Source organism: Allomuricauda sp. XS_ASV26, from assembly GCF_041224615.1.
Taxonomy (GTDB): Bacteria; Bacteroidota; Bacteroidia; order Flavobacteriales; family Flavobacteriaceae; genus Flagellimonas; species Flagellimonas alginolytica.
On the sequence record NZ_JBGFGK010000026.1, the window covers coordinates 205,374 to 221,351 of the forward strand.

The window sequence follows — 15,978 nt, forward strand, 5'->3', positions numbered from 1 at the left end:
GTTTGAGGATTTTTCAGGAAAGGTTGATAAACAAAAAAACCGCAATAACTTGCGGTTTTTTTCTGTGCCCACGACTGGAGTCGAACCAGCACGTCCTTACGAACACTACCCCCTCAAGGTAGCGTGTCTACCAATTCCACCACGTGGGCCTTTGAAATTTTAAGTGTGCAAATATAATTTTTTTGTCTAAAAGGTGGGGGTATAAATATCTTTTTATGGGTTTTAATAGAGTTTTATTGAATAGAGCATAGATTTGTTTATAATTTACCCTAATCTTATTGTTTTGCTTTTATTGAAGGGTGGATAAATTCCTGTAATTTTGTGGATTGTTTGGCTTAATAACTCACTATGGACAAGGAATATGGTCGTTTACTGTACAACTATCTTCTAAAAACTGGCATGGCAGAAGGTTTGGCCACTTATCTCAATTTATTTATTCTTTTGATAGGTGTGCTCGTTATAGTTTTTATATTAGATCTGTTCATTTGGAAAGTGTTACGGGCCTTGTCGGTAAGGCTGGCCCGAAAGTCCAAAAACAATTTTGATAATTTCCTGGTGGCCAACCAAGTCCCCCGTTATGTGGCCCATGTGGTCCCATTGACCATATTGCTCGAATTTGTCCCAGTGGTCTTTGCAGATTTTGATTATGCGGAGAGTATCGCAATAAAGATTATCAAAATATTGTTTGTCCTTTTGATTTTGATGATTTTCCGTAAATTTTTTAGGAGTGTCAACGGGTATCTGAAAACACGGTCTAATTTCAAGGACAAGCCTATAGATAGCTACATTCAGGTTTTTATGATCTTTGCATGGACGGTGGGTTTATTGACCATTTTTGCTGTTATTACAGATACCACCGTTTGGGCTTTCTTTACTGCCCTCGGAGCAGCTTCGGCGGTTATCCTTCTCATATTCAAAGATTCAATTCTTGGCTTTGTGGCCAGTATTCAGGTTACCATAAACGATATGGTCCGTATTGGGGATTGGATCACTTTTGAAAAATATGGTGCCGATGGTGATGTGATCGAGATAAGCTTGGCCACGGTAAAGGTCCAGAATTTTGATATGACCATTACCACCATTCCAACATATGCATTGATCTCCGATTCATTTAAAAATTGGCGGGGCATGCAGGTCTCGGGCGGAAGAAGAATAAAAAGATCTTTGTTGATCCGACAGAAAAGTATCCGTTTTTTAACACCCGCGGAAATAGAATCACTTAAGAAAATACACTTGGTCGAGGCATATATCACCTCAAGGAACGATCAGATCAATTCTTATAACGAAGCCAATCAGATCAATAAAGATCTGTTGGTGAACGGCAGGAACATGACCAATTTTGGTCTTTTCAGAAAATATGTTTCCAATTATTTGGAAAATCATTCCGCCATCAACAAGAAAATGACATTGATGGTAAGACAATTGCAGCCGACCCCGCAGGGAATCCCTCTGGAAATCTATGCATTTAGTTCTGATAAAAGATGGGAAAACTATGAATACGTGCTAGCCGATATTTTTGACCATTTATTGGCGGCATTGCCCTATTTTTCTTTGGAACTTTTTGAATATCCCGTTTCCAAAAATGTGGTCGATTTTAGCGATGACACTTTGAATGCCTAGCTTTACGTTATTGCGGCTGCAAGGGCAATTTGGACCATGTCCCCGAATGTGGTTTCGCGATCCTTGGCCGGAAGACGTTCACCTGTTACCAAGGAGTCGGAAATGGTAAGGACTGTTAGCGCCTTAATATTGTATTTGGCGGCGATGGTGTACAAACCTGCCGTTTCCATTTCCACGCAAAGTACACCATATTGGGCCCATAGCTTGTATTCCTCAGGATCATCACCGTAGAACTCGTCCGACGATAGCACATTTCCTGCTTTTATGTTGATATTGTTTTCCCTGGCGTAGTTCACGGCCTTTATAAAAAGGTCAAAATCGGCGGTGGGCGAATAATCCGAATTTATAAACCTAGAATTGTTCATGCCAGAAGTGGTGGATGCGGCCATCGCGAGGACCACGTCGTTTAGTTTTACATCTTTTTGATACGATCCTGCCGAACCTACACGGATTATATTTTTTACGCCATAATCATTGATGAGTTCGTGAAAATAGATCATTGCCGAGGGCATTCCCATTCCACTGCCTTGTACCGAAACCCGATTTCCTTTATAAGTTCCGGTGTAGCCCAACATGCCCCGAATCTTGTTATAGCAAACGGGATTTTCCAGAAAGGTCTCTGCAATCCATTTGGCTCGTAATGGATCACCGGGCATTAAAACGGTTTCGGCAATTTCACCAGGTTTGGCTTCTATGTGAGTGCTCATGGAATACTTATTTTAGTAAATCGGGCCCAGAGGATGTGCCAATTCTGGAAACTCCTAGCTCAATATATTTTTTTGCGGTTGCTTGATCTTTTACTCCGCCAGATGCTTTTATTTTTAGTTCGTCGCCGACTATCCCTTTCATCAGTACAACATCATCATAGGTAGCTCCTCCCGTTCCAAAACCAGTGGAAGTCTTTACAAAATCGGCTCTGGCATCCTTGGCTAATGAGCAAGCTTCCTCCTTTTCGGCATTGGTAAGGTAGCAAGTTTCTATAATCACTTTCAATACGGTTTTCCCTATGGTTTCTTTTATGACCTTGATTTCTTCACGGACTGCATCGAACATGCCCGATTTTAACCAACCAATATTGATCACCATATCAATTTCGTCCGCACCATGGTCTATGCAGTCCATTGCTTCAAATATTTTGGCTTTGGTGGACATGGCGCCAAGTGGAAATCCGATTACCGCAGCAAGTTTTACTGGTGATTCCTTTATTGCTTTCTTGGCAACCGCAACATTACAGCCATTTACACAAACGGCATAAAAATGATGTTTTATGGCCTCATCACATAATTTTTGGATATCCGAAACGGTGGCCGTCGGTTTTAAATTGGTATGGTCTATAAAATCGGCTAATTCCATATTAATGGTTAAAGAGTTGCTTAAGTTTAAAGATCGTCAGCATTTCCGACCTGTTTTTTCCTGCAAACGAATTTGCAATGGAATCGGCAGTTTCCACAATCAGTTTTTTAAGACTTTCGGAAAACTTTTCGGGGTGATCTTTATAAAAATCCTTAAACTCGTTAAAATATTCATCACCCTCCTTTTCTTCACCTTCCAGCCAATCAAACACAATCTCGATTTGATAGGCCGCATCGGTATGGAATTCGTCCTCAATATCGTCCACATCCAACCAGAACTGCCTAACATATTTTCGCAAGCGTTCGACTTCTTTGGGCCTAACATTGTTGTCTGCCATGGCCACGGCGTAAAATAATTTTCCAAGGTTTTGGTAAAATTCGTTTCCTATTTTCTCAGAATTCAGCATACCCTCATTTTTTAGTTTTCATAAATGTAGAACCAATACTACTTATTTTTTATGACATTGCTCAATAAATGTAGGTCGTCCACATGATTTAGGGGTTTGTTTCGCTCTCCATTTTAGTTAATTCCATGTTGATTCCATTTGGTCTAAATGGAACAATTCCATTATTGTTTTTAATGAGACGATTATTTAACAAACAGATAAAGTAGAATAATATCGATAAATTTAAAGAAGTGCGTAATATTCAATTTTATAAATTAAACTAGAAGTATGGTAGCCAAACAAAGATTTTCGGCACGTAGATTTTCGTTGATGGTCATGTTGTCCATTTTTGCGATTTCGTGCAAACAGACCAATACCAGATCAAACGACCATCATAACCAAGGACATGGAAATGATGGCCACCACCACACACACTACGTGGAGTTGGATACGGTGCTTTCCCATAAACTGATATTTCCAAGTAAAGTCCCGGATAGGGTAATTGCCAATTTGCCAGAGAATGCCGCCACAACACTAGCGGTGAACTGGCGTACCAATCAACAGATAGATACCGCTTATCTAGAGGTTGCGGTGGCTACCGATGGCCCCGAATTTAAATTGGGAGATGTTCAACGTATAAACGCATCTACCCAAAAATTTGAAAATAAGCATGAAAGGCACAATGAACCTTTGGTGAAGGCCAATTTTCACTCGGCCAGTATAACGGATTTACAGCCCAATACCACTTATGTATACCGGGTGGGAACCGATATGTTCGGAACAGATGGTGATAAACTTTGGAGTGAATGGTTCCAGTATACTACAGCTTCCGATAAAGAAGGGGAGGAATTTAGTTTCATATATTTTGGTGATGCACAGAACGATGTTAAATCCATGTGGAGTCGTGTAATCCGAAATTCGTATAAGAAATTCCCGTCTGTGGATTTTATGTTACATGCCGGGGACTTGATCAACAGTCAAGATTCCAATTTGGAGTGGGGCGAGTGGTTCCATGCCGGAAGTTTTATCCATGCCACTGTTCCAAGCATGATGACTCCGGGCAACCATGAATATAGGGGTGAAGAGCTCACAACTTTATGGAAGCCCCAATTTAATCTGCCCAAAAATGGTCCTAAAGGTTTGGAATCGGTTTCAGAGACCACATATGTTTTGGATTATCAAGATTTGAAAATAGTTTCCATAGACGCAGTACTTTTTGATAGGAATGAAGAATCCAGGGAGCCACAAGTTAAATGGCTGGATTCTGTTTTGGCCAGCAACACCAAGAAATGGACAGCTCTGACCATGCACTTTCCCCTGTACACCCCTGCCCAAAGAAGAGAAGATAATGCCGCCTTGATAGAAAACCTTAAACCATTGATAGATAAATATAAGGTAGATCTTGTTTTGCAGGGGCACGATCATACTTATGCAAGAGGACAGATCAGTAACGAAAACTCTGGTGTAACCACCATGTCCGACGCAGGAACAATCTACGCAGTATCCGTTAGTGGCCCTAAAATGTACGAATCCACCAATAAGGACTGGATAGAAAGAAGAGGGGAATTTACCCAATTGTTCCAGATCATAACCATAAAAGGGGATAAGTTGAGCTATGAGGCCTACACACCGATCGGAACTTTGTACGATGCCTTCGATTTGATCAAAAAGGGGGAGAAGAAACAATTGATCAATCGCATTCCAGATACGCCTATTCGACTAAAAAAGGATTTTGTTGAGTAAATAAACATTAGGGAATACCTCTTCTCCACGAAATTTAATATGCTAGGGGTAGGTATTCTGAAATATAGGCTGGTCGCTTTGGTTGTGCAAAGCGACCGGCTTTTTTTATGGGTTGATCTTAAAACAAAAACCAATGAACGGTGTTCGTCGGTTTCCGTAAAAGTAACCTGACTGGGCTCGAATCTCCCTTCATTAGCCCAGTATTTATCAATATCCTGAGAAGGTTCACATCTGTTATTGACGAATTACTTTCTTAATTTCAGATATAATAAAACAGTTGGACATGATTGGCATTTAAATGATAAGTAATCGTTTACTTGAAATTTAATGGGGTTGGCCTTAATTTTTCATAAGTGTTCATAAAATCGATTAGTATTCAAAGATGATAATGACATGGGCTGGTTTTTACAGGTGAACTTTGGTCGAACAAAAGATGATTTTCTTCCCGGTATTGAATAATAATTGGTTTTCGTTTCCGATTTTCATTTTGGCAAGCACCAAAATTCTCATGCAAAAATTCTAATTATGTGTTTTTTTCATTTCATGTATCATTTCTTTGGCAACAATGGCGGAAGAGGGAAGAAACATCGTTGTTACAATTCGCTCGTCAACCAACACATCATGTTTGTCGTTCAGGTCACTTTTGTTTTGAAACTTAGCTCCATTAGCACGTAATTGATCCTCTAGCATTATAGGCAACAAAGTTCCTTGTTTAGCCCAGCTTTTGGTAATCTCCGTTGAATTTGGAAATCCGGTCACTTTTTTATCTTTCACCATATATTCGCCATTACTCAGTTTGACATTGGCAAAAGCGCCAGGACCATGTCCGCATCCCCCGACGACTCCGCCAGCTTCATATATATTGGCAATTATTTCAAGCATATCTTCGTTATCTGCAACATCAAATAGTGGCCCATAACCCCCTCCAATAAAAACAGCCTTATAGTTTTTATAATCTACCTGATCTGGTGTTAATGAGGTTTCAACCTTACCATTGAAATCTTCATATTTAATGGCATAACTGCTTATGCCCATAGGATCCATGGAGAAAGGCACCTTTTCTCCCGTGGGTGAAACAAAATCTACATCGTATCCATGAGAGACAAAAATGTGGTATGGAGGTGCTACCTCCCAAAGATTGTTGCCTGCGAAGTGTTTTTCTGGGTCTCCCATGTCTTCTGTATTTGAAACTACAATTAGGATTTTCCCCTTCTCATCCTTATTGCAAGCAAGGATAAATGAGACTATCAAAAAGACTAAGACTACTTTTTTCATTTTTTACTTTATTAAAATTTAAACCATTTCTTTGTTACAATAGGTAGCTTTCTCGAAATCCCTTACATTCATTGAAATAATGGGAACCTTTGGAAACATTGCTTTTAATGCTGTTACAATTTGTTTTGACAGGTTCACTTTTTGAATAGTATTTCTTCCTTCCATGATGTTCGCAAAAACGTGGATGAAATCATCATCCGTATTTCCCGTATTGTAATGTTGAAAAGGACGAATACGTACTTTTATTTCTTCCGGCACAAATAATCCGGTTGATTTTACCGTGTCATAGACTTTCTGCATGATATCTTCTGGCAACTCCTGCTCTAGAATTGGTGTTGAACAGTCTATTACAAAATGTGGCATAATTTCATTTTTTAATTTTTTTTGTCTCAACCTATTCACCTCATGTGATAGATCATCCTATTGTCCCTGCGTGCACTTTGTTGAAACTGACAATCCCTAGCAGTTAGATTGCAACGGCTTCGTCCTTTTCATCTGCATCTAAGTTTCCTAGGATTATTGGTCTTTAGCTCAAAACACACCTATTCGAACACCAGAGATAGACATTATCAGTTTCAGCTGGTGGATTTAAGCAGTTTTTCAGCTTGTTCTTTTAGCAGGTTTTTAGAAATCAATTCGTTGGCTATATCCCGTGCTTTTTCTTTTTCATCCAACGAAATATAGGTTTTGGCCAATAACAATTGTAGATTCTCATTAAAAAAGTATGGTGAGGCCAACTCGATCAATTCAGCTCCTTTTAATAATCCCTCATTGTTCTCGGTAGAGGCCAGAATTTTATAATAGCCGTAGGCTGCTATCAATGGTATGTCGTAGTTGGCTTTGTTTTTGGTAAGTTCTGTTTCAACCCATGCCATGGTTTTTGTGTTATCCAATAGGTCCTGTATTAGATATGCACTCCTCTCATCATTGTACAATGCTCTTTTAACAGGAGTAAGGCCCATAGATGCCACAACAGCTTCGGCCGTACCTGTTGTAGAGAACGGGTTTTGACCGGTAACAAACTTTCCCGACACAACAACTTTGGACAACATAAAATCAGTTTGCTTAAAAATGGCGCCCCTTGACTCTAATTTGGTTTCCAAGCTAAACGGGAACTCCTTTACCCATTTTTTTCCAAAAAGCACCTCTTCTATATTACAAAAACTGGTTAACTCAACATCTTTGATAATGTAGTCATCACCGTTTTTGACATTAACAAAGGCCGCTGGACCATGACAAACCGATGATATTACAGCTCCTTGCTTAAGGTACAAATTTGAAATGATATCTTGAAGGGCAGGGTCGTAGGGCAGATCAAACATCGCTCCTTTACCGCCAACAATATAGATGGCATCATAATCTTCGGCACTAACATCGGAGGTAGCTTTGGTATCGTCCAGTAAACTGAGAGCTGATTTGTCCTCTAGGAATATTTTGTTGTAAGACTTGTCCTTGTTGTATTCGTCCGATTCTACCGGTCCTCCCTTTGGACTGGCGACATCTATGGATAGCCCATTATTTTTAAAAATTAAATAGGCTTGGGAGAATTCGTCAAATTCGTAACCCGGTCGTGTCGACCCCATATCCTTTCCATAACTACTGACCACCATCAAAACTTTTTTGTGGGTGTCTTTGGATTGGGAAAAAAGGATTACAGGTAAAATAAATGCAATGATTAAAATAGTTTTCTTCATTTTTTGATTTTTGATTGTAGATAAAGAACACGATCGGATGACTCTTTTGTTACACAATACATTGAGGTAACCGCAAATAAGAGATTCCTTTTATGATTGAATCGTTACTTTAAACCTGTTAAGTTTCGAACGAATATCTTCTTTCAAATTTTCGTCAGTGATTTTTCCATCCATAAAGTGTTCATAAAATGAAGGCAACGAAAAAGTATCCGTAACCTTGGCACCCATAAACGGAAAGTAGCCCCTTGCGGATTCTAATACGGTCGCTCCACCTCGAGCGCCAGGTGAGGTGGCCATCAAGAGCATGGGTTTTTCTCTCCATACCTTCATATTTGACCTGGATAGCCAGTCTATGGTATTTTTAAACACTGCTGCATATGAGCCATTATGTTCGGCGAGTGATATCAGAAAACCATCCGCAGTATCAAATATTCTGTCCAGTTTCTTGACCGCAGGAGGAATACCGTTCTCAGTTTCAAAATCAACGCCATAAATGGGCAAAACATAATTGTTGAGGTCGATTGGGATAATTTCTACGTTTTCAAGAAAGCTGACCGTGTAGGTCAACAGGGTTTTGTTAATGGAGTTTTGACTGTTGCTTCCCGCAATTGTGATGATTTTTTTCATGATTATTGTTTTTAGAGATTAATTTTTTCCATTGACCATTTTCCGCGGCCATTGACCAATATGGTCAGGGCAGGGACTGTCACCAGTTCGTTTAAAAACCATGGAGGGCTTAAAATTTAGGAGGTTTGATAACTAGAGTATTACTTTGAAATTTTTATCTGTGACGAGCAGAACCATACTAGCAACACAACAATACAACGCTGTGTAAAAGTATTTGTAGTCATGATGTGCGAAATGCGTAATCAATGCACCAATGGCAAATGGAAACAACCATAAGGTCGACAGGTTTTTAACTTGATGTCTCGAAAGTCCAACAACCAAACCAATTACACCCAATAATTCGCCGTAGCCAATAAATAATGTCCAGATTTTTCCGAAACCAAAATTGCTCATATTATCCATCATACTTTGTTTTTGGAAAACTTTAAAAAGACTTGCATAGCCAAAGGCATAGATCAAATATCCGTAGGCTACCCAATGTGAAACTCGCACTAAATTTTTCATAATGTTTAAGATTTAAATGATTTATAAAGTTTTTCGGTAATACAGACCGAAAGATGTTTTTTCAATAGGGTCGGGACCATATTGGTCATAGTCAACGCCAATACCAATTTGGTGCCCCGTAAACGATACTCCTGCACGCAACTGTTGAAAACTTCTTGAGTGCGTTTTAAATTTGTCCCAGATAGTTAAAAATTGTCCGTTTAACCAAAGGGAAGCTTTGTCGTTTATAGGTGAGTTGAACTGAAAATGTGCAAACACCTCGGCATAGCCGGCTTTCTTTTGTTCGGAATGGGCAACCGTTGGAATAAGTACAAATAGTGTCCGTGAATTTTTTAGAATGAGCCTTGCGGAAAGGCGTTCCGCATAACCGGCAAAACTGTTGTAATAAATTGAAGGGCCAACTCCTATATGCTTATTGATGTTCCAAAATAACGTGGGCTGCACGCCTACTTCATCAAAAACTGAGTTCTCGTTTTTTCTGAATTTTTGAAAGAAAGCAAGGGTAGCGATACTGAGCGTATTTTTGTTATTGATGGGATAACTTGAATAGAGTGTGAAGTCTGTCTTGTCCAAACCTGAAAACAGCTCTACTTGGGTAAATTGCGCATTCAAGACTCCTGCAAATACAATGAATATCAACGAAGTAAGTGTGACTATTTTTTTCATGCTTCAAAATTCCGAGAGGATCGCACGAAAAAAAATAAACTAGTTTAAGACTTTTACATCCGGTTGACCTTGGAGATGATCTTGCTCATAAACTCTGGGGTAATGCCAATATAGCCTGCGAGGTCCTTTTGGGTGATTCGATGTACAATGTTGGGATATTTCCGTTTGAACTCGATATAACGCTCCTCTGCGGTCAAGGATATACCCTGGTTGGAACGTTTTATATAGCTTATGAGTGATTTTTGATAGAGTATTCGGTAGAAACGTTCGAATTTTGGAACCTCTTTAAACAGAAGGTCGTAATTGGTCCTTGAAATGCCCAATAACTCAGAATCCTCGGTAGCTTTTATAAAATAATGCGATGGGGCCTTGGTCATAAAACTGGCCATGTCGCCCGTCCAATGATCCTCAACGGCGAACATAGAAATATGTGGAGTACCTTCTTTATCCAAAGTATAGACCTTTAGGCAACCTTTGGTTATAAAATATTCGTACCGGGCAATTTCCCCCGCTTGCAATAAAAAGGCTTTTTTTCTGACCCTTATTTTTGTAAGCAAAGAAGTATATTTCTGTTTTTCGAGCTCGGTCAAATCAATGAACCTACATACGTTATCAATAATTAGTTGATGTGGATGCTCCAAGGTGAAGATAGTTTTGTGTACGTTCTTTAAAATTAAGGATTTGATCGAGGATGTAGCGAAGTTGTACTCTTTTTTTCCAATGAATGGTTTGTGGTCGGTTGTCTGATTGTTTAATCTATTGCAAGTTTTGGTACAGAAAATCCAAATTTCAGTTGAAAACCATTCCAAATAAAAAAGTCTGCTCATGGTAAGCAGACTTTTATAAAGCGATATGTTTTTAAAGTGACCTGACTGGGGCTCGAACCCAGGACCCTCTCCTTAAAAGGGAGATGCTCTACCAACTGAGCTATCAGGTCTTCATTAAGTGCCCAGCTGTTTGGCTAAGCGGGTGCAAATATAACATCAATAATCTATTTTCCAAGGTGAATTAATGATAAATTTGTGTTTTTTTAAAATCAGATAAAATTCTTAAACATGAAATTGGTTTTACTAGGATATATGGCAAGTGGAAAGTCGACCGTTGGAAGATTGTTGGCCAGGCATTTAGATGTTAAGTTTATCGACTTGGACGAGTATATCGAGGCACATCAAAAAAAATCGATAAAAAATATTTTTTCTGAACACGGAGAGATATTTTTTAGAAAACTGGAACATCAACTACTCTCCGAAGTATTGGATAAAGATGAATCCATCATACTTTCTACCGGAGGAGGAACACCTTGCTATGGAAATAATATGGAAACGATCCTAAATAAATCCGATCATTCCATCTACCTAAACCTGGGCATTCCCAATTTAGTGGAAAGAATTGTAAAGGGCAAGGACAAGCGTCCGCTGGTCAAAAATATAGAAGATGCGGAACTTCCGGAGTTTGTGGGAAAACATTTGTTCGAGCGCCGACCCTATTACGCCAAGGCCAAACATATTTTGGATTGCAATGGGGACGACCCGGATACTACGGTAAATAAAATACGCTCGCTACTCTAAATAGACCGCGTTGTTTTTGGGTTCAAAATCCACCTTAATGTGCTCGTTCAAAGAGGTAGATAGGGAAATGCCCTTAAAATCGGCCTTAATAGGGTATTTTTTATGATTTCTGTTCACCAATACAGCTGTTTTAAGCTGTTTTATGGGCGTTTTAAGAAAATGATGGGTTCCATATATCAACGTTGTTCCAGAATTAAGTACATCGTCCACCAATACAATGGATTTGTTAAGATAATCCGCTTCGGGAAGTGAAGTGCTCACGCCACTTTCCAACGGATTTTTTTTGTTCATATCCACTTTGCACAACACAATTTCCGAATCTGTAATCTTTTTGAGTACGGCGATTATTTTTTTCGCAAAACTTAAACCACTTCCATTTATGCCCGCGATAACAATTTCCTTTTCGTTCACATTGGTCTCATAGATCTGGTAGGCGATTCGTTTGGCAATATGCTGAATTTGGTCGTGGGTAAGAATGCGGTTTATCATGGTAAATTATGCTTGGTTCAAAGATATAAAAACGGTTTATTCCGGTTCGTCCATAAAGTCGTCCAAATCGCGACGGTCCTTTTTTGTAGGTCTTCCCAATCCCTTTTTACGGTAATGTTTTTTTGCATATTGAAGTAGTTCGCTGTGTTCAAAAGCATCTTTGGGAGTGGTGTCCTTTCGGTAAATATCCACCAGTTTTGCGCCAACGCGGCTATCCGGAAGGTCCAAAACGGTAAGTTGGTAATCTATCTGGTTTTTTCGGACCAATATTTTATCCATGGGATAAACCTCTCGGGAAGGCTTCACAGCATTTCCGTTTACCTTTACATGACCTTTTTTTACCGCATTGGATGCAATGCTCCGGGTTTTAAAGTATCTAACGCACCAAAGGAACTTGTCTATCCGCATGTCTTCGCAAATCTTTGTTAATGGACAAAGCAAAAATAACGGAAAATTGTATCTTGCGCGCCTAAATAATTGACTTGATGAGGTACGGAATTACAATTTTCTTATGTTTTGCGATCGCTCTCGTATCCTGTAACAATGATGACGATGACGGTGTAGTTGAGGTGCCACCTAGGTTATTGGCCGAAGTAGCGACCGAAGATCACGAAACCATCAAAGAGTTTTTGAACACCCACTTTTACAACTACGAGGATTTTGATACCCCACCTTCAGGTTTCGATTATAAAATTGTTATCGATACCATTGCTGGGGAAAATGCGGGCAAGAGACCATTAATGGAAGATGCGGTTCCGTTGACCATAAAGGTGTCGTCCAACCAATTTGGTTTGAGCGAAGAAGAAACGGATGTAGAGCACACCTATTACTATATTGAGGTTCGTGAAGGCGAGGGGGGGAGCCCCACCTATGCAGATTCAACATTGGTGAGATATCAAGGTTCTGCCTTGGATGGTGAGCTGTTCGATGAAAATCAAGATTTTACGTGGCAGGAGTTGCCTTCGACATACAGGGGCTACGCTAATGGCATTTCCAATATGAAAGCAGGGACTACCGACCAAGTGGTGGATAATCCCGATGGTACCTATCAAATCAACAATAGTGGTTTGGGCATTATTGTTATGCCATCTGGTTTGGCCGCGTTCAATGGTACAGTAGGAACCGCTGGAACCTATGCGCCGGTGCTTTTTAAAATAGAACTAGGCCTTTATGTGGAAGATACCGACAGCGATAATGATGGCATTCCGTCTATTTTGGAAGATGTGAACGGAAATGGTTATTTGCTGGATGATAATACCAATGCCGATGAAGAAAGATTTAGTCCGGTTGCCAACTTCCGTGACCCGGACGATGATGGCGACGGAGTTTCGACCAGAAAGGAAATTTCTGATGAGAACGGCAATATTATACTGCCCTATCCCGATTCGAATGGTGATGGTACACCGGATTATTTAGATCCCGATATCAATTGATCGGTAGTAGATGTAAATAGAATATAAAAAAGCCCTGTTGATACCAACAGGGCTTTTTTTATATGGTCAAAACAATTCCTATAATTTGAGCGATAGTGCAAAGATAACTTGGGAAGGCCTGGAGTCTACCCTTCCTTCGACATTGGCAACATTTGCATCAATAAATTCAGCTTCGTTTTCGGAGAAGCCTCTTTCATATCTAACATCGAGTCCCAATTTTCCCAAATTAACGCCGACACCGGCATTTAAACCTACGGTAAAATCATTTTTTACATCTTCAATTTCAAGATCGCCCAAATCGTTGTTCAACGTATATTGGAAAGCAGGACCGGCAAAAATATGTAGTGGGCCTATCAATTTATATCCTAAAAGAACGGGCATATCCAATTTGGAGACATCATAATCCTGAGAATCACCTGCGACCTCGTACGAACTCTTGGTTTTGGAATACACCAATTCAGGTCTCAAATAGATTTTAGGAAAATCCAATTTGCCCCAAAATCCAAAATGATAACCGGCCTTACCTTCGGCTCCTTCCACAATATCGGAACCACCTTCTCCGACCGAACTGATCAAATCACCGTTCTTGTTGTAAGATAAACCGGCCTTGATACCAAAACCAGAGCCACTTTGGGCCATTACCGTTGTTCCGATTAGAGCAAAAACTGCTACTAAAAAAGTTTTTTTCATAAGTGTTGTTTTTTAAAAGGTTGAAAAAATATTCCAAAGGAATATCGTATCGAAACTATTTTCGCTTCAACACTTTTAAAACGGCTGCTTCAATGGCTTTATTGTTCAATCCGTATTTCTCCATAAGCTGATCTGGAGTGCCACTTTCCCCAAAAGTATCTTGAGTTGCCACAAACTCTTGTGGGGCAGGATTATGCGATGCCAGAACTCTGGAAACACTTTCTCCAAGCCCTCCCAAATAATTGTGTTCCTCGGCCGTTACCACACATCCGGTTTTTTTAACGGAATCCAAAATTGCCTTTTCATCCAAAGGTTTTATGGTATGGATATTGATCACTTCTGCCGATATACCTTGGTTTTCCAATGCTTCGGCAGCTATTAGGGCCTCCCAAACCAAATGTCCCGTTGCGATTATGGTGACATCGGACCCTTGGTTGAGCATTAGAGCTTTTCCAATTTCAAATTTTTGGTCCACTGGAGTAAAATTGGCCACTTTGGGCCTTCCAAAACGGAGATAAACCGGACCATGGTGCTCGGCAATGGCAATGGTGGCAGCTTTTGTTTGGTTAAAATCGCACGGGTTGATGACCGTCATTCCCGGTAGCATCTTCATAAGGCCTATGTCTTCCAAAATTTGGTGTGTTGCACCATCTTCACCTAGGGTTAGTCCGGCGTGAGAGGCACATATTTTTACATTTTTGTCCGAATATGCGATGGATTGTCTAATTTGATCGTAGACCCGCCCTGTTGCAAAATTTGCGAACGTGGATGCAAAAGGAATCTTACCGCCGATGGTCAGACCTGCAGCAATTCCCATCATATTGGCTTCGGCAATACCTACTTGAAAGAAACGCTCAGGGTTTTCCTTAATAAAAGTTTCTATTTTAAGGGAGCCTACAAGGTCGGCACAGAGGGCTACTACATTTGGATTGGTTCTCCCCAATTCCGTCATACCAGCGCCATATCCGCTTCTCGTATCTTGTTTTCCTTGATCTGTATATTTAGTCATTGTTTCTGTTTCTAAAATTAGTAATCGCCTAAAGTTTCTGGGTTTTGTTCCAATGCATTTGCCAATTGCTCATCGTTCGGAGCTTTCCCGTGCCATGCATGGGTGTGCATCATAAAGTCTACTCCGTTGCCCATTTCGGTTGTCATCACAATACAAACAGGCTTTCCTTTTCCAGTTCTGCTCTTAGCTTGGTTCAAGGTGGCAATTACGGCATCAAGGTCGTTGCCGTTTTCCAGTTCGAGAACGTCCCATCCAAATACCCTGAATTTTTCTGCGACATCGCCCAACGGAAGTACGTTTTCCGTTTCACCATCTATTTGTTTGCCATTGCGGTCAACGGTAGCGATCAAATTGTCGACCTTATTTCCGGCCGCATACATGATCGCTTCCCAGTTCTGTCCTTCCTGTAGTTCTCCATCGCCATGAAGGCTGAATACCAAATGATCATCACCATTTAATTTTTTTGCAAGTGCGGCACCGATGGCTACCGACATGCCTTGACCCAAAGATCCGGACGCCACACGGACCCCGGGCAATCCTTCGTGTGTGGTGGGGTGGCCCTGTAATCTTGAATCGATTAATCTAAATGTGTTCAATTCTTCAACAGGGAAGTATCCTCTCCGAGCTAAAATACTATAAAAGACCGGTGAAATATGGCCATTGGACAAGAAGAAAAGGTCTTCTCCGATTCCATCCATATCAAAACCATCATTTAAATCCATAATGTCGTTGTAGAGGGCAACAAGAAATTCGGTACAGCCCAAAGATCCCCCGGGGTGTCCGGAATTTACCTTGTGCACCATTCTTAAAATATCCCTTCTTACCTGTACTACCAGGTCCTGTAATTCTTGCGTATTCGGCATGGTGTCTCTAATTTAAGCATCAAATGTACTGGCATTATTTGTGGAAAACAAGTGCCTAA

The 15,978-nt window shown here is 40.3% G+C and carries 19 protein-coding genes and 2 tRNA genes; 4 read left to right on the forward strand and 17 right to left on the reverse strand.

The features are described 5' to 3' along the window. Positions 1-65 precede the first annotated feature (65 nt). A tRNA-Leu gene (locus AB9K32_RS01430) sits at positions 66-149 on the reverse strand. 199 nt (positions 150-348) lie between these two features. On the opposite strand from AB9K32_RS01430, the gene AB9K32_RS01435 reads away from it, so the two are divergent. Next, positions 349-1,620 (forward strand): mechanosensitive ion channel family protein, encoded by a 1,272-nt coding sequence (locus tag AB9K32_RS01435; RefSeq protein ID WP_369884135.1) that lies wholly within the window; start codon positions 349-351, stop codon positions 1,618-1,620. A 2-nt stretch (positions 1,621-1,622) separates the two neighbouring features. Here the strand turns inward: AB9K32_RS01435 and deoD are convergent, their stop codons facing one another. Genes deoD through AB9K32_RS01450 form a run of 3 tightly spaced genes read right to left on the reverse strand, consistent with a single transcriptional unit; the run spans position 1,623 to position 3,379 of the window. Next, the gene (deoD, locus tag AB9K32_RS01440) at positions 1,623-2,327 is read right to left on the reverse strand and encodes a purine-nucleoside phosphorylase (RefSeq protein WP_224837728.1); all 705 of its coding nucleotides are present in this window, start codon (positions 2,325-2,327) and stop codon (positions 1,623-1,625) included. A gap of 7 nt (positions 2,328-2,334) precedes the next feature. Next, positions 2,335-2,973, reverse strand: coding sequence for a deoxyribose-phosphate aldolase (gene deoC, locus AB9K32_RS01445; protein ID WP_369884136.1), 639 nt, complete (start codon positions 2,971-2,973; stop codon positions 2,335-2,337). Position 2,974: 1 nt separating this feature from the next. Next, positions 2,975-3,379 (reverse strand): hypothetical protein, encoded by a 405-nt coding sequence (locus AB9K32_RS01450; RefSeq protein WP_369884137.1) that lies wholly within the window; start codon positions 3,377-3,379, stop codon positions 2,975-2,977. A 267-nt stretch (positions 3,380-3,646) separates the two neighbouring features. Here AB9K32_RS01450 and AB9K32_RS01455 point away from each other — a divergent pair, with 267 nt between their 5' ends. After that, positions 3,647-5,101, forward strand: coding sequence for a fibronectin type III domain-containing protein (locus tag AB9K32_RS01455; protein ID WP_369884138.1), 1,455 nt, complete (start codon positions 3,647-3,649; stop codon positions 5,099-5,101). A 519-nt stretch (positions 5,102-5,620) separates the two neighbouring features. Here the strand turns inward: AB9K32_RS01455 and AB9K32_RS01460 are convergent. From AB9K32_RS01460 to AB9K32_RS01495, 8 genes are all read right to left on the reverse strand, one after another. Next, on the reverse strand, positions 5,621-6,376 hold the full coding sequence (locus tag AB9K32_RS01460) for a type 1 glutamine amidotransferase domain-containing protein (protein WP_369884139.1): 756 nt from the start codon (positions 6,374-6,376) through the stop codon (positions 5,621-5,623). A gap of 18 nt (positions 6,377-6,394) precedes the next feature. Further along, a complete protein-coding gene (locus AB9K32_RS01465) occupies positions 6,395-6,739 on the reverse strand; it encodes a 5-carboxymethyl-2-hydroxymuconate Delta-isomerase (RefSeq protein WP_369884140.1) in 345 nt (114 codons plus the stop codon). A 212-nt stretch (positions 6,740-6,951) separates the two neighbouring features. Then, positions 6,952-8,070: a DJ-1/PfpI family protein gene (locus AB9K32_RS01470; protein ID WP_369884141.1), complete on the reverse strand. Its 1,119-nt coding sequence runs from the start codon at positions 8,068-8,070 to the stop codon at positions 6,952-6,954. A gap of 90 nt (positions 8,071-8,160) precedes the next feature. Further along, positions 8,161-8,697 carry an NADPH-dependent FMN reductase gene (locus AB9K32_RS01475; RefSeq protein WP_369884142.1) on the reverse strand — a complete coding sequence of 179 codons (537 nt, stop codon included), beginning with the start codon at positions 8,695-8,697 and terminating at the stop codon, positions 8,161-8,163. Between the two features lie 132 nt (positions 8,698-8,829). Beyond that, positions 8,830-9,201: a DoxX family protein gene (locus AB9K32_RS01480; RefSeq protein ID WP_369884143.1), complete on the reverse strand. Its 372-nt coding sequence runs from the start codon at positions 9,199-9,201 to the stop codon at positions 8,830-8,832. A 21-nt stretch (positions 9,202-9,222) separates the two neighbouring features. Beyond that, positions 9,223-9,867 (reverse strand): hypothetical protein, encoded by a 645-nt coding sequence (locus tag AB9K32_RS01485; RefSeq protein WP_369884144.1) that lies wholly within the window; start codon positions 9,865-9,867, stop codon positions 9,223-9,225. Positions 9,868-9,920: 53 nt separating this feature from the next. After that, positions 9,921-10,694 (reverse strand): Crp/Fnr family transcriptional regulator, encoded by a 774-nt coding sequence (locus AB9K32_RS01490; RefSeq protein ID WP_369884145.1) that lies wholly within the window; start codon positions 10,692-10,694, stop codon positions 9,921-9,923. 37 nt (positions 10,695-10,731) lie between these two features. After that, a tRNA-Lys gene (locus AB9K32_RS01495) sits at positions 10,732-10,804 on the reverse strand. 118 nt (positions 10,805-10,922) lie between these two features. Between AB9K32_RS01495 and AB9K32_RS01500 the strand changes: the two genes are divergently transcribed. Beyond that, positions 10,923-11,435: a shikimate kinase gene (locus tag AB9K32_RS01500; protein ID WP_224837721.1), complete on the forward strand. Its 513-nt coding sequence runs from the start codon at positions 10,923-10,925 to the stop codon at positions 11,433-11,435. Here AB9K32_RS01500 and AB9K32_RS01505 read toward each other — a convergent pair. After that, entirely contained in the window at positions 11,427-11,924 is a 498-nt protein-coding gene (locus AB9K32_RS01505) for a phosphoribosyltransferase family protein (protein ID WP_224837720.1), read from the reverse strand. The genes AB9K32_RS01500 and AB9K32_RS01505 overlap by 9 nt on opposite strands. A 36-nt stretch (positions 11,925-11,960) precedes the next feature. Then, positions 11,961-12,332 (reverse strand): RNA-binding S4 domain-containing protein, encoded by a 372-nt coding sequence (locus AB9K32_RS01510; RefSeq protein ID WP_252080139.1) that lies wholly within the window; start codon positions 12,330-12,332, stop codon positions 11,961-11,963. A gap of 77 nt (positions 12,333-12,409) precedes the next feature. Between AB9K32_RS01510 and AB9K32_RS01515 the strand changes: the two genes are divergently transcribed. Beyond that, entirely contained in the window at positions 12,410-13,357 is a 948-nt protein-coding gene (locus AB9K32_RS01515) for an FKBP-type peptidyl-prolyl cis-trans isomerase (RefSeq protein WP_369884146.1), read from the forward strand. Positions 13,358-13,435: 78 nt separating this feature from the next. Here AB9K32_RS01515 and AB9K32_RS01520 read toward each other — a convergent pair whose 3' ends face one another. The 3 genes from AB9K32_RS01520 to AB9K32_RS01530 are packed head-to-tail and all read right to left on the reverse strand — an operon-like array spanning position 13,436 to position 15,919. Continuing rightward, a complete protein-coding gene (locus tag AB9K32_RS01520; RefSeq protein WP_224837717.1) occupies positions 13,436-14,047 on the reverse strand; it encodes an outer membrane beta-barrel protein in 612 nt (203 codons plus the stop codon). A gap of 55 nt (positions 14,048-14,102) precedes the next feature. Continuing rightward, positions 14,103-15,056 (reverse strand): transketolase family protein, encoded by a 954-nt coding sequence (locus AB9K32_RS01525; RefSeq protein ID WP_224837716.1) that lies wholly within the window; start codon positions 15,054-15,056, stop codon positions 14,103-14,105. 17 nt (positions 15,057-15,073) lie between these two features. Next, the gene (locus AB9K32_RS01530; RefSeq protein ID WP_369884147.1) at positions 15,074-15,919 is read right to left on the reverse strand and encodes a transketolase; all 846 of its coding nucleotides are present in this window, start codon (positions 15,917-15,919) and stop codon (positions 15,074-15,076) included. Between the last annotated feature and the right edge of the window lie 59 nt (positions 15,920-15,978).